At 57.5% G+C, this 26,193-nt stretch carries 24 protein-coding genes; 14 read left to right on the top strand and 10 right to left on the bottom strand.

All coding sequences use genetic code 11. The features are described 5' to 3' along the window. Window positions 1-46: 46 nt before the first annotated feature. The 7 genes from ntrC to HY028_00445 all read right to left on the bottom strand — a co-directional run bounded on the left by ntrC (window position 47) and on the right by HY028_00445 (window position 7,747). Complete coding sequence (gene ntrC, locus HY028_00475) at window positions 47-1,453, bottom strand: nitrogen regulation protein NR(I) (GenBank protein ID MBI3343355.1); 1,407 nt, start codon at window positions 1,451-1,453, stop codon at window positions 47-49. Continuing rightward, a complete protein-coding gene (gene glnL, locus HY028_00470) occupies window positions 1,446-2,504 on the bottom strand; it encodes a nitrogen regulation protein NR(II) (GenBank protein MBI3343354.1) in 1,059 nt (352 codons plus the stop codon). Before glnL ends, ntrC begins: the two co-directional genes overlap by 8 nt. Before the next feature lie 166 nt (window positions 2,505-2,670). Next, window positions 2,671-3,297: a DUF4124 domain-containing protein gene (locus HY028_00465; GenBank protein MBI3343353.1), complete on the bottom strand. Its 627-nt coding sequence runs from the start codon at window positions 3,295-3,297 to the stop codon at window positions 2,671-2,673. 71 nt (window positions 3,298-3,368) lie between these two features. Further along, window positions 3,369-3,815: a polymer-forming cytoskeletal protein gene (locus HY028_00460; protein ID MBI3343352.1), complete on the bottom strand. Its 447-nt coding sequence runs from the start codon at window positions 3,813-3,815 to the stop codon at window positions 3,369-3,371. Continuing rightward, complete coding sequence (locus tag HY028_00455) at window positions 3,799-4,959, bottom strand: peptidoglycan DD-metalloendopeptidase family protein (GenBank protein ID MBI3343351.1); 1,161 nt, start codon at window positions 4,957-4,959, stop codon at window positions 3,799-3,801. The genes HY028_00460 and HY028_00455 overlap by 17 nt, the downstream gene beginning before the upstream one ends. A gap of 606 nt (window positions 4,960-5,565) precedes the next feature. Further along, window positions 5,566-6,972, bottom strand: a complete 1,407-nt coding sequence (glnA, locus tag HY028_00450; protein MBI3343350.1) for a glutamate--ammonia ligase — start codon at window positions 6,970-6,972, stop codon at window positions 5,566-5,568. A 196-nt stretch (window positions 6,973-7,168) separates the two neighbouring features. Continuing rightward, on the bottom strand, window positions 7,169-7,747 hold the full coding sequence (locus HY028_00445; protein ID MBI3343349.1) for a hypothetical protein: 579 nt from the start codon (window positions 7,745-7,747) through the stop codon (window positions 7,169-7,171). 150 nt (window positions 7,748-7,897) lie between these two features. Between HY028_00445 and glyQ the strand changes: the two genes are divergently transcribed. The 4 genes from glyQ to HY028_00425 are packed head-to-tail and all read left to right on the top strand — an operon-like array spanning window position 7,898 to window position 12,189. Beyond that, complete coding sequence (gene glyQ / locus HY028_00440) at window positions 7,898-8,815, top strand: glycine--tRNA ligase subunit alpha (GenBank protein MBI3343348.1); 918 nt, start codon at window positions 7,898-7,900, stop codon at window positions 8,813-8,815. 4 nt (window positions 8,816-8,819) lie between these two features. Then, entirely contained in the window at window positions 8,820-10,994 is a 2,175-nt protein-coding gene (locus HY028_00435) for a glycine--tRNA ligase subunit beta (protein MBI3343347.1), read from the top strand. A 5-nt stretch (window positions 10,995-10,999) separates the two neighbouring features. Then, window positions 11,000-11,542, top strand: coding sequence for a D-glycero-beta-D-manno-heptose 1,7-bisphosphate 7-phosphatase (gene gmhB / locus HY028_00430; GenBank protein ID MBI3343346.1), 543 nt, complete (start codon window positions 11,000-11,002; stop codon window positions 11,540-11,542). Beyond that, window positions 11,542-12,189, top strand: coding sequence for a 1-acyl-sn-glycerol-3-phosphate acyltransferase (locus HY028_00425; protein MBI3343345.1), 648 nt, complete (start codon window positions 11,542-11,544; stop codon window positions 12,187-12,189). Before gmhB ends, HY028_00425 begins: the two co-directional genes overlap by 1 nt. 110 nt (window positions 12,190-12,299) lie before the next feature. Here the strand turns inward: HY028_00425 and tsaD are convergent, their stop codons facing one another. Then, window positions 12,300-13,331, bottom strand: a complete 1,032-nt coding sequence (tsaD, locus tag HY028_00420) for a tRNA (adenosine(37)-N6)-threonylcarbamoyltransferase complex transferase subunit TsaD (protein ID MBI3343344.1) — start codon at window positions 13,329-13,331, stop codon at window positions 12,300-12,302. A gap of 84 nt (window positions 13,332-13,415) precedes the next feature. Here tsaD and rpsU point away from each other — a divergent pair, with 84 nt between their 5' ends. The 4 genes from rpsU to rpoD all read left to right on the top strand — a co-directional run bounded on the left by rpsU (window position 13,416) and on the right by rpoD (window position 18,055). Next, window positions 13,416-13,631, top strand: a complete 216-nt coding sequence (rpsU, locus tag HY028_00415; protein MBI3343343.1) for a 30S ribosomal protein S21 — start codon at window positions 13,416-13,418, stop codon at window positions 13,629-13,631. Window positions 13,632-13,757: 126 nt separating this feature from the next. Continuing rightward, on the top strand, window positions 13,758-14,225 hold the full coding sequence (locus HY028_00410; GenBank protein MBI3343342.1) for a GatB/YqeY domain-containing protein: 468 nt from the start codon (window positions 13,758-13,760) through the stop codon (window positions 14,223-14,225). Window positions 14,226-14,297: 72 nt separating this feature from the next. Further along, window positions 14,298-16,112 (top strand): DNA primase, encoded by a 1,815-nt coding sequence (locus HY028_00405; protein ID MBI3343341.1) that lies wholly within the window; start codon window positions 14,298-14,300, stop codon window positions 16,110-16,112. Window positions 16,113-16,210: 98 nt separating this feature from the next. Further along, the gene (gene rpoD, locus HY028_00400; protein MBI3343340.1) at window positions 16,211-18,055 is read left to right on the top strand and encodes an RNA polymerase sigma factor RpoD; all 1,845 of its coding nucleotides are present in this window, start codon (window positions 16,211-16,213) and stop codon (window positions 18,053-18,055) included. A gap of 136 nt (window positions 18,056-18,191) precedes the next feature. Here rpoD and HY028_00395 read toward each other — a convergent pair whose 3' ends face one another. Beyond that, a complete protein-coding gene (locus tag HY028_00395; GenBank protein MBI3343339.1) occupies window positions 18,192-18,842 on the bottom strand; it encodes an S-adenosylmethionine-binding protein in 651 nt (216 codons plus the stop codon). 3 nt (window positions 18,843-18,845) lie between these two features. Continuing rightward, window positions 18,846-19,436, bottom strand: coding sequence for a restriction endonuclease (locus tag HY028_00390; GenBank protein MBI3343338.1), 591 nt, complete (start codon window positions 19,434-19,436; stop codon window positions 18,846-18,848). 621 nt (window positions 19,437-20,057) lie between these two features. Here HY028_00390 and HY028_00385 point away from each other — a divergent pair. The 6 genes from HY028_00385 to mltB all read left to right on the top strand — a co-directional run bounded on the left by HY028_00385 (window position 20,058) and on the right by mltB (window position 26,192). Beyond that, window positions 20,058-20,855, top strand: coding sequence for a methyltransferase domain-containing protein (locus HY028_00385; protein MBI3343337.1), 798 nt, complete (start codon window positions 20,058-20,060; stop codon window positions 20,853-20,855). Window positions 20,856-20,863: 8 nt separating this feature from the next. After that, on the top strand, window positions 20,864-22,192 hold the full coding sequence (gene rimO, locus HY028_00380) for a 30S ribosomal protein S12 methylthiotransferase RimO (protein ID MBI3343336.1): 1,329 nt from the start codon (window positions 20,864-20,866) through the stop codon (window positions 22,190-22,192). A 189-nt stretch (window positions 22,193-22,381) separates the two neighbouring features. Further along, a complete protein-coding gene (locus HY028_00375) occupies window positions 22,382-23,449 on the top strand; it encodes a twin-arginine translocation signal domain-containing protein (protein MBI3343335.1) in 1,068 nt (355 codons plus the stop codon). A gap of 37 nt (window positions 23,450-23,486) precedes the next feature. Beyond that, window positions 23,487-23,900 carry a cytochrome C gene (locus tag HY028_00370; protein ID MBI3343334.1) on the top strand — a complete coding sequence of 138 codons (414 nt, stop codon included), beginning with the start codon at window positions 23,487-23,489 and terminating at the stop codon, window positions 23,898-23,900. Between the two features lie 205 nt (window positions 23,901-24,105). Then, window positions 24,106-25,200: a rod shape-determining protein RodA gene (rodA, locus tag HY028_00365; protein MBI3343333.1), complete on the top strand. Its 1,095-nt coding sequence runs from the start codon at window positions 24,106-24,108 to the stop codon at window positions 25,198-25,200. Between the two features lie 14 nt (window positions 25,201-25,214). Then, window positions 25,215-26,192, top strand: coding sequence for a lytic murein transglycosylase B (mltB, locus tag HY028_00360; protein MBI3343332.1), 978 nt, complete (start codon window positions 25,215-25,217; stop codon window positions 26,190-26,192). The last annotated feature ends 1 nt before the right edge of the window (window position 26,193 follow it).

Here is a 26,193-nt window from a genome sequence, read left to right as displayed (position 1 = left end):
TGATCTCAAGTATTGAGTTTCCAGCCGGGGAAGTCAACGCAGCGCCTCACTCGGCGGCCTCCATGCCCAGCTCCTGGATCTTGCGGGTCAGCGTATTGCGCCCCCAGCCCAGCAATTTGGCCGCGTCCTGACGGCGCCCGCCGCTGTGTTTGAGCGCGGTTTCAATCATGATGCGCTCGAAGCCGGGGGTGGCGACGGAGAGCAAGCCCGTCTCGCCGTGGCTGAGGCGCTGATCCGCCCAGCGCCGTAATGCCGCTTCCCAATCCGCATCGTCGCCGGCGGGGGATTGTTGCTGCCGCAATTCAGGCGGCAGATCCGCTACCGTGATCACGTCGCCGATGGTCATGACGGTGAGCCAGCGGCAAGTGTTTTCAAGCTGCCGCACATTGCCGGGCCAATCCAGACGGGTCAGATACTCCTCGGCGTCGTTGCGCAACTGCTTGGGTTTAACGCCGAGTTCCTTGGCGGCGGAGCCCAGGAAGTGGCGCAGCAACAGGGGAATGTCCTCGCGGCGCTGACGCAAGGGCGGGATGTGGATGCGGATCACATTGAGACGGTGGAACAGATCTTCCCGAAACTGGCCGTCGCGCACCCGCTGTTCAAGGTTTTGATGCGTGGCGGCGATAATGCGCACGTCCACCTTGACGGGATTATGGCCGCCGACGCGATAAAACTCGCCGTCGGCCAGCACGCGCAACAGCCGGGTCTGGAGTTCGGAAGGCATGTCGCCGATCTCGTCGAGAAACAAGGTCCCGCCATCGGCCTGTTCGAAGCGTCCCACCCGCCGTTCCTGCGCGCCGGTGAAGGCCCCGCGTTCGTGACCGAACAGTTCCGACTCCAGCAGATCGCGCGGGATCGCCGCCATATTGAGCGCGATGAAAGGCTTGGCGGCGCGCGGGCTGTGGCGATGCAATGCCCGGGCGACCAGCTCCTTGCCGGTACCGGACTCGCCGTTGATGAGCACGGTGATGTGCGAGCGCGACAAACGGCCGATGGCGCGAAACACCTCCTGCATCGAAGGCGCCTCGCCGATGATCTCCGCCGCCCGTTGATCGTCTTGCAGCACTTGCAGAGACTGGCGGCGGCTGCGTTCCAGGGCGCGCCGCACCAGATCAACGACCTCGTCCACATCGAAAGGCTTGGGCAGGTACTCGAAGGCGCCGCCCTGATAAGCCGCCACTGTGCTGTCCAGATCGGAGTGGGCGGTCATGATGATGACCGGCAGATCGGGATAATGCGTCTTCAGCATCTCCAATAACTTCAGGCCGTCCATGCCCGGCATGCGGATATCGGTGATCACCGCGTCGGGCAGCGTCCTCGGCAACACCTTCAGGGCCGATCCCGCGTTTTCGAAGCTGGTGACCTTCATCTCCGCCTGCTGCAAGGCCTTTTCCAGCACCCAGCGGATCGAGCGGTCGTCGTCTATCACCCAGACCTGCGGCTTGTTAGTCATGCTGCGCTCCATTTTCCAAGGGTAGCCATAAGGTAAACGTCGTTTTTCCGGGCCGGCTGGCGCACTCGATCAGCCCGCCGTGCTGGTTGACCAGGGACTGCGCGATAGAAAGCCCCAGGCCGCTGCCGTCCGCGCGGCCCGTCACCAGCGGATAAAAGATATTCTCGATCAAGTCTTCGGGTATGCCCGGCCCGTTATCGCTGATCTCCACGCCGGCCACCAGCTTGTGACACTTCTGGCCGATGGTAAATTGCCGCTGGACACGGGTGCGCAGGGTGATTTTGCCTTTACTATCCAGCGCCTGCACCGCATTGCGCACAATGTTGAGCACCGCCTGGATGAGCTGATCGCTGTCCGCCATAAACTCCGGAATGCTGGGATCGTAGTCGCGTGAGATAGTTATTCCCTCGGAAGTTTCCGCCAGCACCAGGCTGCGCACCCGCTCCAGGACTTCATGGATATTCACCAGCCTGCGTTGCGGCAAGGCGGTCGGCGCCAGCATGCGGCTCAGCAGCGTGCGCAGCCGGTCGGCCTCGCCGATGATGACGCGGGTGTATTCCTGCAGGCTGGCATCGTTCAGTTTGCGCTCCAGCAGTTGCGCCGCGCCGCGCAGGCCGCCCAGCGGGTTGTTGATCTCGTGCGCCAGGCCCCGCAACATCATTTGGTTGGCCTGATAGTGGCTGAGGCGATTTTCGTCGCGGGTGATGCGCAACTGCCGGTCCACCCGCAGCATCTCGACCAGCAGACGTTCCTCGCTCAAGGGTGTGACCATACAGTCCACAGTGATGGGGGTGTCATCGAGCAACCGCAGCTGCAACTCGCGCTCGCTAAAGGGGTGCTGGGTGTTCAGGGCGCGCTTCAGCGACGCCATAAAGGCCGCTGCGTGCTGAAAAAGATCGGAGGCCCGCATCCCCCGCGCCTGACGGGCGCTGATGGCCAACATCATTTCGCCTGCGGGATTGATATAGGTGAGGCGCAAGCCGCGATCAAAGGTGAATACGGCGGTATTCAGATTCTCGGTAACCGCTTGGTAAAGTTTGGCGTAATGCATGATCTGAGTGAGCTATAGCAAGAACCAAACCAGTCGTACGCTGGCGCTGGAGAGTCGCCCAAAGATCGTTAATTAGCAGAGCTAAATCAGAGACTTGCTACGAGACCGTGGAATGGACAGGATCAGTGCCCTGGATACAGAATAAAACAAAACAGGATTTAATGCACTATTTTGGTGCAGATAAGAAGGGCTGAAGCAGGGTATCGGGTGGGTCAACTCTAGGGGCCATCATGGGGTTTTTCTGTACAAAATTCACCGACTGGCGCTTCATGTGAAAGGTCACGCTGTTTGAGGTGGATAGGGGTACGTCTTTTGCGTCGTTGACCGTGACTTGCAGGCTGTGGCTGCCGCGGTCAATGTTTTGCAGTTGAAATTGCGGGGCAGTGTAAGTCTCGGGAAGATTTTTACCATCCAGCGAGACCGTGATCTTGTGTCCCAGCTTAGGGTCCCAGGCCGGCTCCAACTCCAGCGCCACCTCCACGACACCGCTATTTTCCCGCACCGTGGCATCTTCTTCCGGCTTGACCAGCACCACCTTCTTGTAACCCGGGAAGGCCGGCTCGGCTGTCGTGTCTGCTTTTTTATCCGGTGTGGCCTTGTCCGCTTGGGCGGGCTTAGCCGGAGGGGGAGGGGGGAATTTGGGCAGCTCGACCTCCTTTGCCCCCGGTCTCGGCTGGTCGGTATACACGATCTTTCCGTCCGGCCCCACCCACTTATAAATGGCCGCAACGGCCTGTCCATGCAGGCTCAGGCCGAGCAGAATCGCTAGAGATGCAAAAAGATAACGGTTCATGGCACCTAGCATAGACAACAACTTGTTTGAATACAACGCTAGGCCATACCGGCCCCGCTGAGATGCCGGGGCTAGGAAAGGGTTTTGTCGCCGAAGGCGCGCGGGGGAGGTGTTTTGCCCGGTTCGCCGGCCAAGTAGAGTCTCGTGTTGCCCCCGACCTCGCGCTGATCGGGATGCTTGCAGTGCCCTTCGATGTAGGCTCCGGTCTCGACCGACAGCGATTCGTGCGTGATATCGCCGGTGATCCTGGCCGTTTTTGCAAGTTGTACGCTGCGCGCCCGGATGCTCCCACAGACCTCGCCCTGCACGATGATCTGCTCGGCACGGATATCGCCGGTAACCTTCGCGTGCTCCCCGATGGTGAGCCGTCCGGCCGCGACATCGCCCTCAACTTCACCGTCAATCTGCAGCTCGCCGGCGGTGACCAGCTTGCCGGTCACCTGCAAACCGGCGCTCAGGATGGAGGGTGCGCCCGGCTTCGCGGCGGGGCGATCCGATTTATCATTCTTTGAAAACATGTCTGCCCGCCTCCATGAAATTGGCCGGATCGCGGGGCGTTCCGCGGTACAACACCTCAAAATGCACATGTGGGCCGGTGCTGCGTCCGGTGGAGCCTATCAGCCCGATCTTCTGGCGCAATACGACACGCTCACCCTGTTTTACCAGCACCTTGCTCAGATGACCGTGGCGGGTCTTGATGCCTAGCCCGTGGTCTACCTCCACAACGTAGCCGTAAGGGCCATCGCGGCCGGCGAAGGTCACCAAACCCGGCGCGGTGGCGTAGACGGGTGTATTCAGCTCCGCGGAAAAATCTATGCCGCTGTGAAAGGCCTGCTGCTCGGTGAATGGGTCGCTGCGTTTGCCGAAGCGGCTGGAGACGTGGCCCGTGTTCACCGGCGGCGCCACCGGCAAGCGTTCAAAGATGCTTTCCAGGCTAGCCCAGCGGTCTAATTGCGCCTCCAGCTGCACCATGCTGCTCTCGAACAGGTCCTGCATGTCGGCAAACGGGCTTTTCGGGGCGGCCGCCGACGGCGGAATAAACGGACCGCCGCGTCCCAGCTTGCTGTTACTGTTACGACTGCTGTCGGCCATCAATTTATTGAGATCGAGCCGCGTCATGGCGATTGCCTGTTCGAGGCGTTCGGCGTTGCTCTCGGTGCGTTCCTGAATGTGCGCGACCAGGGTTTCCTGCGAGCGCTTGATCTCGGCGACCCGTTTGAGGGCGTCGTCCAGATTGGTTTGCAGTGTAGATACCTGGGAGTTGAGGGCTAGTAGGCGGGTTTGTGAGCTGGTTTGCTGCGAGGTCAGTTCGGCGATGCGAGTGTCTTTAGCGGGAATGCTGGCGACTTGTTTGAGGGCGTCGCCAAGTTTGTCCTGCAATGCGGCGACCTGAGTGGTCAGGGATTTTGTCTGTGCCTGCAGGGTATTGCGTTCCTCCCTCAGTTCGGCGACGCCTGCCGCCAGTTCGGCGTAACTGGGGGCGGTGACCCAGGCAAATACACCCCCGCCAAGGCCCGCCACTAACAGCAGACTCAACACGGTTTGTACAGGCTGCGACAGCGAGACGAAACGCACCTGGCCGCGGCTGCGATAAAAAAATTGTCGTTCCGGGTACCAACGCTGTACGAAGACCGCAATGGTTTTACGTAGTTGTACTATCATGCGCACAGACTCTTTAATTATTAGGGAAACTCTGAAAAATTCCATCCATGGAATTTTCAGAGACGGCCGCTCCTGCGCATCCCTGCGCCCGCGGCATTGGGGCTTCCTGCCCGGCAAAAAGCAAAAATGCGATTTTTGCTTTTCTTCATTTTTCAATCGCTTCGTGATTGAAAAATGGTGGCACATCCATGTGCCACAGGAATCTCTGAATAAATCAGAGATTCCTTAGCGAGCAAGGTGTGTTGCTGCTTGCCGCAGAGGCGTACACACCCCTACAGAGTACTCCCTTTACAAGACCACACCCTCACCGTTGGGAGCCTTAACCAAGTCTGGCTACGCGCGATTGAAAAAGGCCTCCATGGCCTTTTTCAATCGCCCCAAAACTCAGGGCAGGCAAAATTAGAGTACATTCGCCAGCCAATTGCAACCTCGGATATTTGACGGTTTTCCCCGCCGAGCCCCCTGGAAACGACGGCGGACTGCGGATTTCGCACGTGATTGCATCAGGTTCTCAATGAGTTATTGGAGAAATCTAAAGGTAATTCCCAAAAAACAAACACCCCCGTTGCGGGGGGTGTTTTATTTTTATATGGACGAGTAGAGACCTTACAAGCTGTAATACATGTCGTACTCGACCGGATGCGAGGTCATGCGCAGGCGCGTGACTTCCTGCATCTTGAGGTCTATATACGAGTCAATCACGTCGTTGGTGAACACCCCGCCCGCGGTCAGGAACTTGCGATCCTTGTCCAGATGTTCGAGCGCCATATCGAGAGAGTGGCACACCTTCGGGATCTTCTTTTCCTCTTCCGGCGGCAGGTCGTAGAGGTCCTTGTCCATGGCCTCGCCCGGATTGATCTTGTTCTGGATGCCGTCCAGGCCCGCCATCACCATCGCACTGAAGGCGAGATAGGGGTTGGCGGTCGGGTCGGGAAAGCGCACCTCGATGCGGCGCCCCTTGGGGTTGGCGACGTAGGGGATGCGGATCGAGGCGGAGCGGTTGCGCGCCGAGTAAGCGAGCATGACCGGGGCCTCGAAGCCGGGCACCAGGCGCTTGTAGCTGTTGGTGCCGGGATTGCAGAACGCGTTCAGCGCGCGCGCGTGCTTGATGATGCCGCCGATGTAGTAGAGCGCGAGGTCGGACAGGCCGCCGTACTTGTTGCCGGTAAACAGGTTCTTGCCGGCCTTGGCGAGCGACTGATGGCAGTGCATGCCGGAACCGTTGTCGCCGACCAGGGGTTTAGGCATGAAGGTCGCGGTCTTGCCATAGGCATGGGCGACATTCAGCACCACGTACTTCAAGATCAACAGCTCGTCGGCCTTCCTCACCAGGGTGTTGAATTGGGTGGCGATTTCGTTCTGGTTGGCGGTGGCGACTTCGTGATGATGGGCTTCTACCACCAGCCCCATCTCTTCCAGAGCGAGCGACATGGCGGAGCGGATGTCCTGTGCGGAATCCACCGGCGGGACGGGGAAGTAGCCGCCTTTCACGGAGGGGCGATGGCCGATATTGCCGCCTTCAAAGACTTTTTCCGAGTTCCAGGCGGCTTCCTCGGAGTCAATCTTGATGAACGAGCCGCTCATGTCCGAGCCCCAGCGTACGTCGTCGAAGATGAAAAATTCCGGTTCCGGGCCGAAGTAGGCGGTGTCGGCGATGCCGGTGGACTTCATGTAGGCCTCGCAACGCTGGGCCAGCGACCGCGGGTCGCGCTCGTAGCCCTTCATGGTGGTAGGCTCGATGATGTTGCAGCGCAACAACAGGGTGGATTCCTCCATGAAGGGGTCCATCACGGCGCTGTCTGCGTCAGGCATCAGAATCATGTCGGATTCGTTGATATGCTTCCAGCCGGCGATAGACGAGCCGTCAAACATCTTGCCGTCCTTGAACAGCGCGGCGTCTATGGTATGCGCGGGAACCGAGACGTGCTGTTCCTTCCCCTTGGTGTCGCAGAAACGGAAGTCAATAAACTTGACGTCGTTGTCTTTAATCATCTTTAATACTTTTGCAGACATTAAAACTCTCCTGAGTGAATTAGTACAATGCGGTGTGGGGGTCTTGGAAAACTCAAAGTAGGGAATTTAGCATGAAACATGCCATTTAGAAATTCCCTGTATTCAAAGAATTACATACCCAGAAAGGTTATTGGCGCCCAACTATGGGGCGCAGAAGGGGCAGTAATGCACTAAAATAGTGCATTAAAGAAAACGGTTAATGCTTTATTTGGGGCTCTTTCTGCAGAATGACCGGATACCCGGAACTGCCTTCGCGCAGGGTGCTATAGGCTACTCGGCTGCCGGTGTCCGCCCATAATTCATAGGCCGGCAGCGGATCAAGGCAAGGCCCGGCGCTACCCAGCTTGCGCACCGCCAATAACACATCCATCAGGCTGATGAAGTCCTGCGACAAATGCGCATAGAGGTCCGCCGAGGTATTGGCCAGGGTATGCGAGAGCTGTTGGTAGGCGTTGCGGCCCATGTCCACAAAATAACTGATGCGCACATGGCGGCGCTCCGCCTGATGCGGGAACAGGCCGGAATAGAGCAGGCAATGATCGCCCACGTCGCGCAGGCGTTCCTGTTGCAGGCTGCCCGCCGTCAGAACTCCGTTGAGATAATCCAGCGCCAGCACGCTTGCGGCCAGATCCGGCTGACGACTGAAGCGCATCAACAGAAAGACCAGATAGCTTTCCAATTCCTCCACCAACCGGCAGGCGGCCACATTCTCTGCTTCATTGACCAGCTCATACCATTGAGCGGTGGCGGTCGGTAGGGTAACGAGATCTTTCATAAAAGATTCCTTGTGTTGTCTAGCTTTATCATCGGCATATCCGGCCATATCTTGAGTCTTGTTGGACACCGCCGCCGGCTTATTACTCCAGAATCCTGCAGAAGAGCCGCCGGTCACGTTATACTTATATTTTCAGACACTTGAGGGCTCATGGTGAGCGCGCAGCCCAGAACAGCGCCACAGGCGGCAAAAATTTTAACCTTTCAGGACCTGATTCTGAATTTGCAGAGTTATTGGTCTGCGCAGGGTTGCGTGCTTCTCCAACCGTACGACCTGGAAGTCGGCGCGGGCACGTTTCATCCCGCCACCTTTCTGCGCGCCATAGGCCCGGAACCGTGGAAAGCAGCCTACGTGCAGCCCTCGCGCCGTCCCAAGGACGGACGTTACGGAGAAAATCCGAACCGGCTGCAACACTATTATCAGTACCAGGTCGTGCTGAAGCCCTCGCCCCTGGACATACAAGATCTGTACCTGGATTCATTGCGCGCGCTCGGCGTCAACATGAGCGAGCACGACGTGCGTTTTGTCGAGGACGACTGGGAGTCGCCTACGCTCGGCGCCTGGGGTTTGGGTTGGGAGGTGTGGCTCGACGGCATGGAGGTCACGCAGTTCACCTATTTTCAGGAAGTCGGCGGCTTGAAATGCGCGCCGGTGCTGGGCGAGATCACCTATGGTTTGGAGCGGCTCGCCATGTATCTGCAAGGCGTGGAAAGCGTGTTCGATCTGAAGTGGACGGACAGCGTGAGTTATGGCGACGTGTATCACCAAAACGAAGTCGAGCAATCGAAATACAATTTTGAGTACAGCAACGTCGAGTGGCTGTTCAAATTGTTCGGCGAATTTGAGTCCGAGGCCAAGCGGCTTATGGAAGCCAAACTGACCCTGCCCGCGTTTGAAATGGTGATGAAGTGCTCACACACGTTTAACCTGCTCGACGCGCGCGGCGCAATCTCCACCACGGAGCGCGCCGCCTATATTGGACGTGTACGTAACCTGAGCCGCGCGGTGGCGCAGAGCTACTACGATTCGAGGGAGGCCTTGGGTTTCCCCATCCTGAATAAAAAGTAAAACCATGCAAGACAGCCTACTCATCGAACTTCTCACCGAAGAGCTGCCGCCCAAATCGCTGATTAAACTTTCTCAGGCCTTCTGCCAAGGAATATTTGAAGGGCTGAAGGGGCAGGGTTTTGTCGCGGCGGATGCGGATTACGCCGGGTTCGTCAGCGAGTTCGCCACGCCGCGCCGCCTTGGCGTGCTGGTGAAAGACGTAGCCCACAAGCAATCGGAACGCATCATCGAGCGCAAAGGCCCGGCGCTGGCAAGCGCCTACGATCAAAATGAAAAACCCACGCCCGCGCTCATTGGCTTCGCTAAATCCTGCGGTGTGGAAATCTCCGCGTTGCAAAAACAGAGCGATAAAAAAGGCGAGCACTTTGTATTCCGCGCCAAACAGCCCGGTGAAATGCTGGAAAAACATCTGGCCGGGATCGTCGCCAGCGTCATCAAAAAACTTCCCGTCGCCAAGCTGATGCGCTGGGGGGGTAGTGAGGTTGAATTCGTGAGGCCTGTACACGGCCTGATGATGCTGCACGGGAAAAAGATCGTGCATGGAGAAGTGCTGGGGCAGAAAAGTAGTAACACTACATCAGGTCACCGATTTCTTTCCGGTGGTGATATTGTTATTGCAAAGGCGGATGATTATGAGCGAATGCTGGAAGAACAGGGCAATGTTGTAGCCTCGTTTGAAAAGCGCAAGCAGGCGGTTGCGGAGCAAATCAAAGAGAAAGAACGCGAGCTTGAGGCTTGTGTTATAACTCACGACAATATCGCGGAATTCAAAGAATCCGTCATAGACGATAAGATGAAGGTGATTCACGAAATAATGACTGCTCGTGATGCCCTCTGCGAGGAAGTGACTGCGCTGATTGAATATCCTACCGCCTATGTGGGTGGTTTCAGCGAAGAATTTCTTGTTGTACCAGCTGAGTGTCTAATTCTAAGCATGCGTCAGCATCAAAGATATTTCCCTATCTTTGGGCGAGATGCAGAATTGCAGGCCAGGTTTTTATTTATCAGCAATCAAAAAACTGACCAACCTGAAAATATCATTCACGGCAATGAACGTGTGCTGCGAGCGCGCTTATCGGACGCCAAGTTCTTTTTTGAGCAGGACAAAAAAACCAAGCTCGAAGAACGTGTGCCCAAGCTCGCCAACGTGGTCTATCACAACAAGCTCGGCAGTCAGTTGCAGCGTGTGGAGCGTATCCGGAAGCTCGCGGTAGCCATCGCCGAGCGGCTCAAGGAAATTAAATTCGCGGCGGACATCAAGCACGTCGAGCGTGCGGCGTATTTGTGCAAGGCTGACTTGCTCACCGACATGGTGGGGGAGTTTCCGGAGTTGCAAGGCGTCATGGGATATTACTATGCCTTGCATGACGGTGAAGCCCCGCAGGTGGCTGAGGCGATTCGAGAACACTATGAGCGTGTGTCCGTCAGTGCCGTGGGAATTTGTGTCGGGCTTGCGGATAAATTAGATACGCTGGTTGGCATCTACGGCATAGGCCTGATTCCAACCGGTGACAAAGACCCGTTCGGGCTGAGGCGCGCTGCGCTGGGTGTGTTACGCACACTCGTGGAAAATAAGTTGGCGCTTAACCTCATGCAGCTTTTGGAAATCGCCGAGGGGCAGTTCCCATCGGATTTAATCGAAAAAGATACTGTGTCCAAGCTGTACGATTTCATGCTGGAACGTCTCAAACCCTACTTGCGCGAACAGGAATACAGGCACGATGAAATTGAGGCGGTCCTGAGCCTGCGGCCGACCCGCATGGATTGGATCGTGCCGCGTCTCAAGGCCATACAGGAATTCCGCAAAATGCCGGAGGCGGAAAGTCTCGCCGCCGCCAACAAACGCATCCGCAATATCCTCAAACAGGCGCAGCGCGAACCGATGGAGATAGTCAATGCGAGCTTGCTAAAGCAAGATGAAGAGAAGCATCTCGCCCAGCATTTGGCGCTGCTCGAAGCGGAAGTCATGCCGCTCATCCATCACGGAGAATACACCCAGGCGCTCAAGCACCTCGCCTCACTGCGTCCCGCAGTAGATGCGTTTTTCGACAAGGTAATGGTGATGGCGGAGGATGCGGCCCTGCGCGATAATCGCCTCGCGCTGCTCACCAAGCTGGAAGGCCTGTTCATGCGCGTGGCGGACATTTCCAAACTACAGTATGGCGTTCAACAATCCTGAATAACTTGAAGCTCATCATTCTCGACCGCGACGGGGTAATTAACTACGACTCCGACGAGTATATTAAATCGCCCGAAGAGTGGGTTCCGATACCCGGTAGTTTAGAGGCCATCGCGCGCTTGAATCGTGCTGGCTACACAATAGTCGTGGCCAGCAACCAATCCGGTGTGGGCCGCGGGCTGTTTGATCTCCAGACCTTGCGGCGCATCCACGAAAAAATGCAGCAAGAAGCGGCGCAGGCGGGTGGAAACATCGCCGCGATATTTTTCTGCCCGCACACGCCGGACGACCACTGCGACTGCCGTAAACCCAAACCCGGCTTATTCAGGCAAATCGCGCAACAATTCCATTGTGATCTACGCGGCGTGTATGCGGCGGGCGATTCGCTGCGCGACGTCGAGGCGGCGCGCGCGGTCGGCGCATTGCCCGTATTAGTGCGCACCGGCAAAGGATCGCGCATCTCTCAACAGGATGTGCCTGAGTACGTTCCCGTCTACGACGACCTCGCCGCATTTGTAGACGCTTTGCTTGCCGCGCCTCAAGCCTGATGTTGTTTCTGCGCTCGTTAGTGTTCGCCCTGTGCCAGGTCTCCTCCACGCTGGTGTTTGCCCCGCTCAGCGTGCTGAGCGGGGTGCTGCCGTTTCGCTTTCGCTATCGCTTTATCACGCAGTGGAGTTGTTTCAATCTGTGGTGCGCGGAAAAAATCTGCGGTCTGCGTTATACCGTCGAGGGACGCGAGCACATCCCCACGCAGCCGTGCGTGATCCTGTGCAAACATCAATCGGCCTGGGAGACCTACGCGCTGCCGTGCATTTTTCCGCAGATGTTGTCCTGGGTGTGCAAGCGCGAGTTATTGTGGATTCCATTTTTCGGCTGGGGCTTGGCGATGATGCAGCCCATCGCCATTGATCGCAAGGCGGGCCGCCGCGCGTTGGAGCAACTGGTTGAGCAAGGTACGGCGCGGCTGAACGACGGCCGCTCGGTGGTGATTTTCCCGGAGGGCACGCGCGTGGCGCCCGGCAGGAAGGGCCGTTACGGTATCGGTGGTGCGATGCTGGCGGAAAAGAGCGGTTACCCGGTGCTGCCGATCGCGCACAATGCCGGTGAGTTTTGGCCGAAGCGGGGCTTTATCAAGCATCCCGGCAAGATACGTGTGGTGATCGGACCGCTGATTGAAAGCGGTGGGCGTCAGTAATTAAGACTACACTTCATGCTACGTCTCCGCCCCCTATTGAGGGGGCGGGACAGGGTGGGGGTAGAGTAAACAGGGTTTTTACTCAGGAGTCACATTATAACGTTGTAGCCTTATTTTCTGACTCCTGAGTAAGTAGCACCCAGCGGCCAGCGCGCCCGCACGTCGAAGGCAAGCGTGTTGAGGTCAGAGTCCAGACCTGCTGCCAGCCGCTGGTAACCGGCGAAGGCGATCATTGCACCGTTGTCGCTGCAAAATTCCAGGCGTGGATAATAGACCTGCGCGTCCTGTTCGTTTGCCATTTGGGTGAGGCGGCGGCGCAAGGCCTGGTTGGCGCTCACTCCGCCGGCCACGACCAGGCGGGTAAGCCCCGTCTCCTGTAAGGCCCGTTGACATTTGATGGCCAGCGTTTCCGTGACTGCGTCCTGGAAGGCGTGGGCGAGATCGGCGCGGGTCTCGGCGGTCATGTCCTGACCATGAAATAGCGTCACGACGGCGGTCTTCAGGCCGCTGAAGCTGAAATCCAGCCCTGGCCGGTCGGTCATGGGTCGGGGAAGATGAAAGCGGTCCGGCCGGCCTTGCAAGGCCAAGCGTTCCAAGGCAGGGCCGCCGGGATAGCCGAGGCCGAGCAGCTTGGCGATCTTGTCGAAGGCCTCGCCGACGGCGTCGTCCAGGGTTTCGCCCAGGATTCGATACTGGCCTATCCCTGACACCTCAACCAGCAGAGTATGGCCGCCCGACACCAGTAACGCGACAAATGGAAACGCGGGCGGATCGGCCTCTAGCAGGGGGGCGAGCAGGTGCGCCTCCATGTGATGGATGGGAACCGCCGGGATACCCCATGCGTAGGCGAGACTGCGTCCAATGGCGGCGCCGACCAGTAACGCCCCGACCAGGCCCGGCCCCGCGGTATAGGCCACGGCGGTGATAGCCTTGGCTTCACACTGTGCTTCAGTTAGAGTCTCGCGGATCAGCGGCAGGGTTCTCTGTACGTGATCGCGCGAGGCCAGTTCGGGCACCACGCCCGCATATTCGGCGTGCAGGGCGACCTGGCTGTGCAGGCGGTGGGCCAGCAGGCCTCGCTCAGAGTCGTAGATCGCCACCCCGGTCTCGTCGCAGGAGGTTTCAATGCCCAGGATGCGCATAGCCACCGCATATTTTGCAATTTAGAAAGAAGACCGGTATTATTACATGTTTGACAATTCATGTTGTCTGAGGTTAACGAATAGATGCCGTCCGTACGCTTAAAAGAAAACGAACCCTTCGAGATCGCCCTGCGGCGATTCAAGCGCTCTTGCGAGAAGGCCGGTGTGCTTTCCGAAGTAAGACGCCGCGAGTTTTATGAAAAGCCCACCTCGGTGCGTAAGCGCAAAGCCGCCGCCGCGGTCAAGCGCCAGTTGAAGCGGTCTTCGCGTGACGTGACACGCCGGGTCAGGCTTTACTAGACTGGCCTGGCCCGCATTACCGCTTGTGGGATAATTCGGGAAACCCCTGTTAACCTCTTTCAAATCCCGGATCACGGCGTTCGCCAATCCGGGTATTTTCATTGCCTTCGCCTTCGTGTGATAACCATGAGTCAGCCTGAATCCGCATTAAAGCAGCGTATTAACGAGGATATGAAGTCCGCCATGCGCGCCGCCGACAAGCGCCGCCTGGGGACGATCCGTCTGCTGATGGCGGCCATCAAACAGCGCGAGGTGGATGACCGCATCGCATTGGATGACGCCCAGGTCATCGCCGTCATTGAAAAGATGATCAAGCAGCGGCGCGACTCCATCAGCCAGTACCAGGCGGCGGGCCGTCAGGAACTGGCGGATCAAGAGATCTATGAAATCGAAGTGCTCCAGACCTATATGCCTGCCGCACTCTCCGAGGCCGAGGTTGATACCCTGATCGAGGCCGCCATTACCAATACTGGAGCCGTGTCCGCCAAGGACATGGGTAAGATAATAGCCGCCCTTAAAGCCCAGGTACAAGGCCGGGCGGATATGGGCAAGGTGAGTGCGAAGATCAAAGCTAGATTGGGGGCTGGGAGCTAGGGACTGGGGGCTAGGACTTGAGCGGCAGCTAGACTATGATTCCCCTAATCCCTAGTCCCTAGCTCCTGGTAAATGACCGGCCGCATCCCCCAAGATTTCATTGACGGACTTCTCACCCGCACGGACATCGTCGAGGTCATAGACGCGCACGTCCCATTGCGCAAGGCCGGGCGCGATTACGTCGCCTGTTGCCCGTTTCACGACGAAAAAACCCCCTCGTTCACCGTCAGCCAGCAGAAGCAGTTTTATCACTGCTTCGGTTGCGGCGCCCACGGCACGGCCCTCGGCTTCCTCATGGAGTACGAGCACCTGGACTTCGTCGAAGCGGTGCGCGAGCTGGCCGGCCGGGTGGGTTTGCCGATGCCGGAGCAGGCGGCGCCGCGCGCCGTCGCTTCAGACGGCCAGGATCTCTACGCGCTGCTCGGACAGGCCGCGGACTTTTATTCCCGCCAGTTGCGCGAACATCCCGAAGCCCCGCGCGCCGTCGCCTACCTCAAGGAGCGCGGCCTGAGCGGCGAGATCGCGGCGCACTACGGCATCGGTTACGCGCCGCCCGGTTGGGACAATCTGCTGCGCGCGCTGGGCAAGGGTGACGCGGCGCTGCAGGCGCAACTCGCCAAGGCCGGGATGCTGATAACGAAGGAAGGCGGCGGCTACTACGACCGCTTCCGGGATCGCGTCATGTTCCCGATCCGCGACGCGCGCGGCCGCGCTATCGGCTTCGGCGGCCGGGTGATTAGTAATGAAGAAACCCCCAAGTACCTCAACTCGCCCGAGACGCCGCTGTTTCACAAGGGCCGCGAACTATATGGTCTCTATGAGGCCCGCAAGGCGGTGCGCGACCTCGACCGGCTGCTGGTCGTCGAGGGCTACATGGATGTGGTGGCGCTGGCGCAATACGACATCCGCTATGCCGTGGCGACCCTTGGGACGGCCACCACCCGCGAACACCTGGAACGTCTGTTTCGCGTCGTCCCCACGCTGATATTCTGTTTCGACGGTGACCGTGCCGGCCGCGAGGCCGCCTGGCGCGCCCTGGAAAATACCCTGCCCGTGCTGCAAGACGGCCGTCAGGCGAGCTTTCTGTTTTTGCCCGACGGCGAAGACCCCGACAGTCTGGTGCGCAAGGAGGGTCGTGAGGCCTTCGAGTCCCGGCTGGCCGGCGCCATGCCCTGCTCCAGCTTTTTCTACGAAAGCCTGCTCAAACAGGCCGATGTCACCAGCATGGATGGACGGGCGCGTCTGGTGGAGCTGGCCCGGCCGCACCTGTCGCAGCTTCCCTCCGGCGCGTTTCGCCAGATGATGATCGCCCGGCTGGCGGAGATCGCCCGCATGCAAGCGGCCGATCTCATCCGGCTGATTGAACAGCTGGCGCAAAAAACGGCGATCAAACCCCTATTGACCAAGGCGACCCCTCTGACGCACCAGGAAGTGCTAATGTCGCGGGAGGCAGGAAGCCGGGAGCGACCGCAAAGTCCGGCGCGGATGCCGCCGGTGCGGCTGGCGATCGCCCTCTTATTACAGCGGCCCTCGCTGGCCCTGCAAGCGGGCGACCCCGAACGCCTCGGCGGTATTGAACTCCCCGGCGTGGAGATGCTCAAAGAAATGCTGAGTCTGATACAGGCCCATCCCGAACTCAGCACCGGCGCCCTGCTGGAGCGCTGGCGCGAGAGTCCCCAGGCCCCTTACCTGTTCAAACTGGCGCGCTGGCAACACCCCCTGCCCGAGCAGGAGTGGGAAGCGGAATTTAACGGCGCCCTTGAGCGGATTGCGGCGCAAGGCATAGAGCAGCGCAAGCAACGCCTGCTGGATAAGTCCAGCGCCGGCGAGTTGAGCGCCCAGGAAAGGGGCGAGCTGCAAGCATTATTTGCTGCGAATCGGCATTGAAATTAAGGAGTTGTGGACCGATATCATCCGTATCAAAGAGTCGTTTTTCAGGTATAATAGACCGCTTTTTAGCCGACCGACCACACACCGCCATGAGTATGAAGCAGGAGCAGCAGGAATCACAACTTAAGTTATTGATCGCCATGGGCAAGGAGCAAGGCTTCCTGACCTACCGCGAGGTCAACGATCATCTGCCCGATGAGATCGTAGACCCGGAGCAGATCGAAGACATCATCAGCATGATCAACGATATGGGTATCGCGGTGCATGAGATTGCGCCCGATACCGATAGTCTGCTGCTGAGCGATACGGCGGTCACGGCGGCGGACGAGGATGTCACCGAAGAGGCCGCCGCCACCCTGGCGACCGTGGACAGCGAGTTCGGCCGCACCACCGATCCGGTACGCATGTACATGCGTGAGATGGGCGCCGTCGAACTGCTTACCCGCGAGGGCGAGATCGTCATCGCCAAGCGCATCGAGGACGGGCTGGGTCAGGTGCTGTCCGCGCTGGCCACTTACCCTGAGACCATCGCCGATCTGTTGCGTGAATACGAACGGGCCGAAAAGGGCGAGCTTCGTCTCGCCGATATCATCAGCGGCTATCTCGATCCCAACGCCCTGGAGCAGGAGCCGCCTCCGGTGGTGAACCTGAAGAAGGATCTTGATGACGAGATTCTGGACGAGGTGGTGGTCGCCGCCGAGGATGAAGAAATTCTGGAGACCGGCCCCGACCCGGAAGAGGCGCGCGCACGGTTTTCCCAGTTGCGTAAGCTTTATCAGAAATCCATCGCCGCCCTGACCAAACATGGCAAGGGGCATCCCAAGGCCCTCAAGGCGCGTACGGAGTTGGTCAATTATTTCATGGAATTCAAGCTCGTCCCCCGGGCGGTGGAACGGCTGGTCAGCGGGCTGCGGCAGATGGTGGAGCGCATCCGTACCCAGGAACGGGTGATTATGGACATCTGCGTCAACAAGGCGCGCATGCCCCGCAAGGAATTCATCACCACCTTTCCGGACAACGAGACCGACCTCGGCTGGCTGAGGAAGCACATCAAGGCCAATCGCGACTACTCCGCTGCGCTCGAACAATACAGCGACGACATCATCCGCGCCCAGAACAGGTTGATCCAGTTGGAGCAGAGCTGCGGTATGGGCATCAGCGAGATCAAGGACATCAACCGCCAGATGTCCATCGGCGAGGCCAAGGCGCGGCGCGCCAAGAAAGAGATGGTCGAGGCCAACCTGCGTCTGGTGATCTCGATCGCCAAGAAATACACCAACCGCGGCCTGCAATTCCTGGATCTCATCCAGGAAGGCAACATCGGCCTGATGAAGGCGGTGGATAAATTCGAGTACCGGCGCGGTTACAAGTTTTCCACTTATGCCACATGGTGGATACGCCAGGCCATCACCCGTTCGATCGCCGATCAGGCGCGCACCATCCGTATCCCGGTGCACATGATCGAGACCATCAACAAGCTCAACCGCATCTCGCGGCAGATGCTGCAAGAGGTCGGGCGCGAACCCACGCCGGAAGAGCTGGCGGTCCGCATGGAGATGCCGGAAGACAAGGTGCGCAAGGTGCTCAAGATCGCCAAGGAACCGATCTCCATGGAGACTCCGATCGGCGACGACGAAGATTCGCACCTCGGCGATTTTATCGAAGATGCGAGCGTCCTCTCGCCCGGCGATGCAGCGGTGTTCGAGGGTCTGCGCGAGGTGACGCAGGAGATGCTGGACGGGCTCACCCAGCGCGAGGCCAAGGTGCTGCGCATGCGTTTCGGCATAGACATGAACACCGACCACACCCTCGAAGAAGTCGGCAAACAGTTCGATGTCACGCGCGAACGCATCCGTCAGATCGAGGCCAAGGCCCTGCGCAAGCTGCGTCACCCGAGCCGCTCCGAGCAACTGCGCGCCTTTCTCGATTTAGAGGGGTGAGCCGTCGAACGGAAAGCTAAACTGGGTATGATTAACGGTTAGCTAGAGCAAATCACGTCACGTCGTGGGGGGTGCGCTGAGGGCGCATGACAGCGGGGTGTATGAGTAGATTGTTGAACACGTTGTCATCCGTATCTCACCCCGTAACGTCTAAGAGCACACCCTTCTGGCTGTGATTTGAATAGGTAGGCCAAGAAAGTTTGTAATCTTCTGCTTCGTAGCCCCATTGATTCCAATCAGGCCGTTTCCCGCGGGCAAATAACTCTAAATAAGGTCCAGGGCTACAGGCTTCGATTATGTCGTACTGTTCATCTGGTTTCCGAGAATGTTCTCTCTTCTGGGATTTGATGATATTTACTTGCCGTCTCCCTGGAGCGAGTGTTCGTAGTCTGCCCCGGATTCCAAAGAGCAAGATTTCTGTTGTGTTGCGGAAGTAGAAACCCACCCCGCGCCCGTCTGGGCCACCATCTTTCCGAATCTTATGCCAGATGATGTTTGTCTTATATTGGAACCCCCATGCTTCCATGACCTCCATGCCTTCCTTTAAAAGGGCGTTTGGAACCCACAGATACAAATGACTCTGTTCCCCAGCCGCCACAGACACTGGAATTTCTTTTATCTCTTGTAGGGTGAGGGTGGAATAGCGCGACAATCGCTTATGCTCCGGCGCCATCTTTCCGGTGCGGTTTGTAAACTGCCACGGGGGGTCGGCCAAGATTGTTCCGTAATGGCGGTTTCTGATCTGAGCCAAGAAATCTTCGGCGGCTGTTTTGTATTGGTTTACCATAAGTTAGCAATCCTCGTCGTATAACTTGCCAGTTATTCCAAAGACCAACAACGGACAGCCCGCACCGCTACCACCTTGGATTCTCGGGAGTAGCTTTGACATATGTGTTGTTGAAGCCCCATACGAAGCCCCGCGTCCCAAATCATTGAAAATATCCTGTAAGTCGTCGCACCGTGTGATGATAACCCCAACGCTGATTGCGCGTAGATCAAACAGAAGGCGGAAGTTGTTAAGATCTCGGTCAAAAAATGGATCCTTATTGTTCCACTCGATTTCGAGCGCGACTCGGTTCTTGTAGCAATCAACCTTATGGGTCGGTGAGCTCATGACTTTTTCGTCAACCTTCACCGAGGTTGAAAACTCTTTCTCGACCCAACCTCGCTTGAACAGGAATTCGTCAATGGCCACCGCAACGGCTGATTTTCTACCCCCGCCAACAGTAACCCAGCTTTTACAGAGTTGGAACTTTTTCGGCAGTTCGATAATGTCTTTCCATTCTTTTGGGAAATCATTCGCCAGAATGGCGCAGGCATGTTTCCATTCATGGACTTCGTAGCTATCGAGGATTTGCTTTGGTAAGAGCTCGACTCCCATGGTTCTCTCTGTTTTTGCTGAGCTTGGTAGCTCTGATAGTAGTCATTAGTTATATTGTTCTTACGGTTGCGGGTGCAAAAAGTCCTTATGGAGGCCACCCAGCAGTGCTATGCAGTTGAGACAGCGTTTCTGGCTAAGCGGATGAATACCCGCTTAATGCACGGTATCATAGTCAATACAATCCGGGGACTCAATGCCTAAATGGTTTCTTTAATAATTAGACACCCCCCTCTGTGTTAAAAGCTGATAAACTGGGATAGTCGGGCCTGTAGCTCAGTTGGTTAGAGCAGGGGACTCATCAAAATGGTGCGTTCATATTGAAAGATATGAAATGAACGGGATGAATTCAGGGAAACCTTCCAGTTAAAGGCTGATGGCAACCCTGAGCCAAGTCGGAGGTACACCTCCGAAAGGTGCAGAGACTACCTGAGAGCTGGAGTGCTCTTAATAACAGGCATAGAGCGTCCCGCACCCCGAAGTAATGGTAACTCCATGGGTGATGAGATAGTCCGCTCCCACTAGAAATAGTGGGGTCAGTGAATCCCTTGGTCGTAGGTTCGAGTCCTACCGGGCCCACCATTGTTTATCCTAAGATTCCCATCCGATCCGAACGCGAAATCTATGCACAGCCTGAGCGAGCATCTGGCGCGTTACGGATTCAGGGAGTTTGAGTCCGCTGAGTTGTACCGCTATTGGGGCGGGCGGCAGCTCGGCGACAAGAAGGCGAAAATATTCGACCGCCTGCGCAAGCCGTTGGAGAAGGACGACGCACGGCCCGACGATGTGCTGCGCTTTTACGATTTTATCGCCGCCCCCGATGTCGCTGTGGTGGTGCACTCGCTAAAGCTCGACGCGATCCGGGCGAGCGGTGCGGCGGTGTGGGAGCGTATCAAGGGCAGAAAAAAGATACTCGATTTCGGCTGCAACATCGGCTATCTCAGCACCTGGTACGCGCAACACGGTGGTAATCAGGTGACCGGGATAGATATATCGGAACGCAGCATCGCCGAGGCGCACAAGATGGCCGAGGTACTGGGTTGTGATAACGTGAATTTCCGCTGCGGGGACGCCAGAAAGATTCTGCGCGATGCCGGATTTGACGCCATTGTGGATACTCAGACTCTTTATACCGTGCATAAAAAGAAGCAGACATTGAAGCATCTTTACACGCTGCTCGACGAAGAGGGGATTCTGGTCACCATACCCCCGGTTCGCACCGTGGAAAAAATCTCTGCCTATCTCGAATTGTTGTCCCTGAGCGGGTTTTATACTTATGCGCTCGATGTTGTCCTGTTCTCCGCGCTGGGCGAGCCCGACGCTTATCCCATCATCGAGGCAGGTAAGCTGCCCGAGCGGCGTGCTGTGATAGATGTCGAGGCAAAATATCAGGCCATGCGGCGGGCGCTGCTAGCGGCGTGAGCGAATCCATGGTCACTATCCCAAAGGTCGGATTCGTGAGCCTCGGCTGCCCCAAGGCGCTGGTGGATTCCGAGCAAATCCTCACGCAGTTGCGCGCCGAGGGTTACGCGGTCTCGCCGACCTATCAAGACGCCGACCTGGTAGTGGTGAATACCTGCGGCTTCATTGACGCCGCAGTGGAGGAATCCCTCGATGCGATCGGCGAGGCGCTGGCGGAAAACGGCAAGGTGATCGTCACGGGCTGTCTCGGCGCGAAGGAGGGCGGGGGCTTGGTGCGCCAGGCGCACCCGCAGGTGTTGGCCGTCACCGGCCCGCACGCCCTGCAAGAGGTGATGAGCGCGGTGCACGAACACCTGCCCGCCCCGCACGATCCGTATACCAGTTTGATCCCGCCGCAAGGCATCAAACTCACGCCGAAACATTACGCCTACCTCAAAATCTCCGAAGGCTGCAATCATCGTTGCAGTTTCTGCATCATCCCCTCGATGCGCGGCGATCTGGTCAGCCGCCCGCTGGGAGAGGTCATGCAAGAGGCGGAAAATCTCGTCAAGGCGGGCGTGAAGGAACTGCTCATCATCTCGCAAGACACCAGCGCCTACGGTGTGGATGTCCGCTACCGCACGGGTTTCTGGCAAGGCAGGCCGATGAAGACGCACATCACCGAGCTGGCCGGCGCCTTGGGTGAACTGGGCGTGTGGGTGCGGCTGCATTATGTCTACCCCTATCCGCATGTGGATAAACTGATTCCGCTGATGGCGCAGGGGAAACTGTTGCCCTATCTCGATGTGCCTCTGCAACACGCGAGCCCGCGCATCCTCAAGCTTATGAAGCGGCCTGCCAGCAGCGAGAACACGCTCGCGAGTATCAAGCGGTGGCGCGAGGTCTGTCCGGAGATCACGTTGCGCAGCACCTTCATCGTCGGATTTCCCGGCGAGACCGAAACGGAATTTGAAGAGCTGCTCGAATTTTTGCACGCGGCGCAACTCGATCGTGTAGGATGTTTTGCCTACTCGCCGGTTGCAGGCGCCGCGGCCAATCAGCTCCCCGGCGCAGTGCCGGAAGAAGTCAAGCAAGAGCGCCTGGAACGTTTTATGGAGACCCAGGCGGAGATCTCCAGGGCCAAGTTACAGCGCCAGGTGGGCGCCGTCCGGACCGTGCTGGTGGATGAAATCCGGGACGGCGAGGCGGTGGCGCGCAGCACCTCCGATGCCCCGGAAGTGGATGGGGTAGTACGGCTGAAACCCGCATCAGGACTACGTTCAGGCGATTTTGCCCAGGTTAGGATCGGGGCCGCAGGCCCCCATGATTTATACGGCGAAGTGGTCTATAAGGGGTAATTTAGGGTTTGGACGGTTTCTAAAAAATATCTTTTTGTTTTGACTTACAACCGCTTGACAAACTAAACGGCGCCGCTATAAGATTCGATCATGGTTTAGTCCAAACCATTAGGATTGATTTAAGTAATTGATTAACCTAAAAAATCATTCTAAAAAAACTTCCACATTTCATTAATCAGGAGAGAAATGATGATAAACACTAGTCGCCGCAGTTTCCTCAAAGGCGCGGGTGCACTGGCCGCCGCTGGCGCTACAGGCATCGTGCCGATGAGTCTGGTAACGGTCGAGCAGGCTAACGCTGCCGAGACGTTTACCTTCGCCTGGATCACCGACGCTCACATCCAGCAGATCAAAGGCACCAAGTTCGTCTCCAACTGGGATAACGGCTTCAAGCGCGCTGTCTCCGAGCTGGCCAACATGAAGCCGAAGCCGGACTTCTGCTACTTCGGTGGCGACATGGCCCAGCAGGGTATCGCCGCCGAGTTGGATCACGGTATGGAGATGTACTCCAAGGCCGGCATTCCAATGAAGGCCATCAACGGTGAGCATGACTACTTCCTCGACATGGGCGCCGCCTCTCGCAAGACCTACGGGATCCCCGCCGACAACTACAGCTTCGACCACAAGGGCGTGCATTTCGTCGCCTTGACCACCATCCGCGCATCGACGGAGTGGGAAGCCGAGTGGGCCAAAGACCCGAAGGGCCGCATGGTCATGATGGAGCGTCTGGATAACCCAAAGGGTTCTCCCTTCCGTCTCGGCGCTGAAGGCTTGGCTTGGTTGAAGGGCGATCTGGATAAGGTTGACAAGGGCACGCCTATTATCGTGCTCTCGCACTCCCCGATCCAAAAGATCTTCGCCGGCTGGAACTTCTGGACCGAGGATGCTGAAGAGATCCAGGCCCTGTTGCAGCCCTTCAAGCGTTCCACCGTTCTGTACAACCACGTGCATCAGCCGCAAGCCAACCAGATCGGCAATATCGCCTTCCTGTCGAACTTCTCGACTGCATGGCCGTGGCCGTATCCGACCACCTACACCCAGGCCCCGAACGCGCTGCCCACGCTGATTCTGCCCATGAATCGCTCGGACATCTCGAACTTCCGCGACGCCACGGGTTGGTACTTTGTTAACACCAACGGTGGTGACAAGTTCGAAGTGGACCTCAAGGGCTTCGACAATCCTGAGCGTAAGGTCGCCTGGGAAGGCAAGTTCCAGGACGTCGGCTACACCGCCGGCCCGGCCGCGCAACACTACTAAGCCCAATAGCACTAACCAAATATTAAGGAGCATAAAGATGAAAATACGTAAGAATAGTTTGGTCGCTGCGGGCGTAGCTTTGGCATTTGGTCTTGCCTTCACGGTACCGGTCAACGCCGAAGTCTTCACTGATGCCGACCTCAAGAAGTATCAAGAAGAGTTTGACGCCTCGGTAAAAAGAGGTGATGACCTTTCGCACGGTGGTATCAAGGGCAACAATGTAGCCTGTGCCCAGTGCCACCCGAACGGCGCCAACATGCACCCGGAGACCTACCCGAAGTACCAGAAGCAGTTGGGCAAAGTCTCTCAGTTCTATGAGATGGTGAACTGGTGTATCGAGAACCTGTTGGAAGGCAAGCCGTTGAAGGCTGACGATCCGGCTATGATTGACCTCATCGCCTACAATGTCTGGGAGCGCCGTGGCGTTCCGCTGGCTCCTGGCAAGCACTAAACCAGGTCGTAGTATAAGCATACACGCAACAAAATAGTACATGGAACGGCATCGTGGAAACACGATGCCGTTTTTTTTTGATTTAACAGCGGGAACAACCTCCACGGTATAATGATTCACCGCAGAGCTTTTTTAGGATGAAAACATATTCTCCGCGTCCCCTGCGGTAAATCGGTTTCTTTAATCAGTCCAAAAGCACATCATCATGAACCTCCCCCGCAAACTTCACCTGGATATCCCGCTGTTGGTTGGCCTGTTGTTGGTTGCCGCGCTGGGTTTTGTGATTTTGTATAGCGCGGGGGGGCAGGATACCCAGCTTCTTATCCGCCATGGGCAACGTTTGATGCTCGGCTTCGCGGTGCTGCTGCTGCTGGCGCAATTACCCCCATATCAACTGCAACGGCTGGCGCCCTGGTTATTCGGGATAGGACTGATCCTGTTGACCGCAGTGTTGGTTTTTGGCGATACCAGCAAGGGTGCTCAGCGCTGGCTGGATCTCAAGCTGTTCCGCTTTCAGCCTGCGGAGATCATGAAGCTCGCGGCGCCCATGATGGTGGCTTGGTATCTCAAGGACAGGCCATTGCCTCCTACTGTTCGGCAAATCACCCTGGCCGGTCTGATGGCGATTGTGCCGGCGGCGCTGATCGCCAAGCAGCCCGATTTGGGTACGGCGCTGCTGGTGGCCTGCGCCGGGGTATTCGTCTTGCTGTGGGCGGGGATGAGTTGGCGGCTGGTCGGGGCATTTGGGTTGGGGGTGGCCGTCATGGCGCCGATTTTGTGGTACTTCCTGCACGACTACCAGCGGCAACGCATTCTCACCTTTCTTCATCCTGAAAACGATCCGCTTGGCACGGGCTATCACACCATTCAATCAACGATCGCCATAGGCTCAGGCGGGATGTATGGCAAAGGCTGGTTGAACGGCACGCAGGCTTATCTCGACTTTTTACCGGAGCGCACCACCGACTTCATCTTCGCGGTATATGGCGAAGAATTTGGCTTGACCGGCATCCTGTTGCTGTTGGCGCTGTATCTGTTCATAATTTTACGCGGGGTATATATTGCCGTGCGTGCTCAGGATGTCTATGCACGGCTGCTGGCGGCGAGCCTGTCGCTGACGCTTTTTGTGTATGTGTTCGTGAACGTCGGCATGGTGATTGGGTTGATGCCGGTCGTCGGCGTGCCGCTGCCGCTGATAAGCTATGGGGGTACCTCGCTGGTGACACTGATGGCGGGTTTCGGTATCCTGATGTCTATCCACACTCATAGGAAATCGCTGCATGCCCGAGGGCTATATTGAAAATTAGACTGGGAATGTTGCTGTTCGCTCTCTGCGGCGCCGTGTCCGCGGAGACACTCAGCGTAATGAGCAAGCCGGAGTTGCGCGGCTTTCTGGATGAGATGGTCAGCCGCCACAACTTTCAACGCACCGAACTGGCCGCGCTGTTTAGTCAGGCGGAGCTTAAGCCGGATATCATCGAGGCCATCTCGCGCCCCGCCGAGGCGAAACCCTGGTACGAATACCGCGACATTTTCCTCACCCGCGCGCGTATCGAGGGCGGTGTGGAGTTTTGGAATGAGCACGCCGCGGATCTGGCCCGTGCCGAGAAGACCTATGGCGTGCCGGCGGAGATCATCGTGGCGATTATCGGCGTGGAAACCCGCTACGGAAAGAACACCGGTTCTTACCGGGTTCTGGATGCGCTCGCGACACTTGCCTTCGATTATCCGCCGCGCAGCGATTTTTTTCGCAAGGAACTCGAGCAGTACTTGTTACTTACCCGTGAGGAAAAGATCCCCCCCCTGTCGTTGACGGGTTCCTATGCGGGCGCCATGGGGTTGCCGCAGTTCATCCCCAGCAGCTTCAGAAGTTACGCCGTGGATTTTGATGGTGATGGAAGGCGCGACCTGTGGAGCAATACCAGCGACGCCATAGGCAGCGTGGCGCATTACTTCAACGAGCATGGCTGGCAGGCGGGCAAGGCCGTGGCAAGCCGCGCCGAGGTCAGCGGCGAACGTTATCCGAGCTTACTGGAAAACGACCTGAAGCCTGCGTTGAGTATGGCGCAATTGCGGGAGCAGGGCGTGCGCGCGTCCGACGCGGTGCCTATGGACGCACTCGGCAGTCTGCTGCAATTTGAAACGGAATCCGGCATGGAATACTGGGTCGGCCTCCAAAATTTTTATGTGATCACACGCTACAATCACAGCGCCCTGTACGCGATGGCGGTTTATCAACTCAGTCAGCAGATTAGTGCGAAGAGACAGTTGCGAGTGACAAGTGACAAGTGAG

The sequence above is a fragment of the Gammaproteobacteria bacterium genome (genome assembly GCA_016195665.1).
GTDB lineage: Bacteria > Pseudomonadota > Gammaproteobacteria > SURF-13 > SURF-13 > JACPZD01.
The sequence above is the reverse complement of the archived record's forward strand: the minus strand, read 5'-3'. Positions and strand labels throughout refer to the sequence as shown.

What these genes read in the sequence shown, in the direction of transcription:
- ntrC (MBI3343355.1), bottom strand. Translation starts at nt 1,453, where the DNA reads ATGACTAACAAGCCGCAGGTCTGGGTGATAGACGACGACCGCTCGATC.
- glnL (MBI3343354.1), bottom strand. Translation starts at nt 2,504, where the DNA reads ATGCATTACGCCAAACTTTACCAAGCGGTTACCGAGAATCTGAATACC.
- HY028_00465 (MBI3343353.1), bottom strand. Translation starts at nt 3,297, where the DNA reads ATGAACCGTTATCTTTTTGCATCTCTAGCGATTCTGCTCGGCCTGAGC.
- HY028_00460 (MBI3343352.1), bottom strand. Translation starts at nt 3,815, where the DNA reads ATGTTTTCAAAGAATGATAAATCGGATCGCCCCGCCGCGAAGCCGGGC.
- HY028_00455 (MBI3343351.1), bottom strand. Translation starts at nt 4,959, where the DNA reads ATGATAGTACAACTACGTAAAACCATTGCGGTCTTCGTACAGCGTTGG.
- glnA (MBI3343350.1), bottom strand. Translation starts at nt 6,972, where the DNA reads ATGTCTGCAAAAGTATTAAAGATGATTAAAGACAACGACGTCAAGTTT.
- HY028_00445 (MBI3343349.1), bottom strand. Translation starts at nt 7,747, where the DNA reads ATGAAAGATCTCGTTACCCTACCGACCGCCACCGCTCAATGGTATGAG.
- glyQ (MBI3343348.1), top strand. Translation starts at nt 7,898, where the DNA reads ATGGTGAGCGCGCAGCCCAGAACAGCGCCACAGGCGGCAAAAATTTTA.
- HY028_00435 (MBI3343347.1), top strand. Translation starts at nt 8,820, where the DNA reads ATGCAAGACAGCCTACTCATCGAACTTCTCACCGAAGAGCTGCCGCCC.
- HY028_00425 (MBI3343345.1), top strand. Translation starts at nt 11,542, where the DNA reads ATGTTGTTTCTGCGCTCGTTAGTGTTCGCCCTGTGCCAGGTCTCCTCC.
- tsaD (MBI3343344.1), bottom strand. Translation starts at nt 13,331, where the DNA reads ATGCGCATCCTGGGCATTGAAACCTCCTGCGACGAGACCGGGGTGGCG.
- rpsU (MBI3343343.1), top strand. Translation starts at nt 13,416, where the DNA reads ATGCCGTCCGTACGCTTAAAAGAAAACGAACCCTTCGAGATCGCCCTG.
- HY028_00410 (MBI3343342.1), top strand. Translation starts at nt 13,758, where the DNA reads ATGAGTCAGCCTGAATCCGCATTAAAGCAGCGTATTAACGAGGATATG.
- HY028_00405 (MBI3343341.1), top strand. Translation starts at nt 14,298, where the DNA reads ATGACCGGCCGCATCCCCCAAGATTTCATTGACGGACTTCTCACCCGC.
- rpoD (MBI3343340.1), top strand. Translation starts at nt 16,211, where the DNA reads ATGAAGCAGGAGCAGCAGGAATCACAACTTAAGTTATTGATCGCCATG.
- HY028_00395 (MBI3343339.1), bottom strand. Translation starts at nt 18,842, where the DNA reads ATGGTAAACCAATACAAAACAGCCGCCGAAGATTTCTTGGCTCAGATC.
- HY028_00390 (MBI3343338.1), bottom strand. Translation starts at nt 19,436, where the DNA reads ATGGGAGTCGAGCTCTTACCAAAGCAAATCCTCGATAGCTACGAAGTC.
- HY028_00385 (MBI3343337.1), top strand. Translation starts at nt 20,058, where the DNA reads ATGCACAGCCTGAGCGAGCATCTGGCGCGTTACGGATTCAGGGAGTTT.
- rimO (MBI3343336.1), top strand. Translation starts at nt 20,864, where the DNA reads ATGGTCACTATCCCAAAGGTCGGATTCGTGAGCCTCGGCTGCCCCAAG.
- HY028_00375 (MBI3343335.1), top strand. Translation starts at nt 22,382, where the DNA reads ATGATAAACACTAGTCGCCGCAGTTTCCTCAAAGGCGCGGGTGCACTG.
- HY028_00370 (MBI3343334.1), top strand. Translation starts at nt 23,487, where the DNA reads ATGAAAATACGTAAGAATAGTTTGGTCGCTGCGGGCGTAGCTTTGGCA.
- rodA (MBI3343333.1), top strand. Translation starts at nt 24,106, where the DNA reads ATGAACCTCCCCCGCAAACTTCACCTGGATATCCCGCTGTTGGTTGGC.
- mltB (MBI3343332.1), top strand. Translation starts at nt 25,215, where the DNA reads ATGTTGCTGTTCGCTCTCTGCGGCGCCGTGTCCGCGGAGACACTCAGC.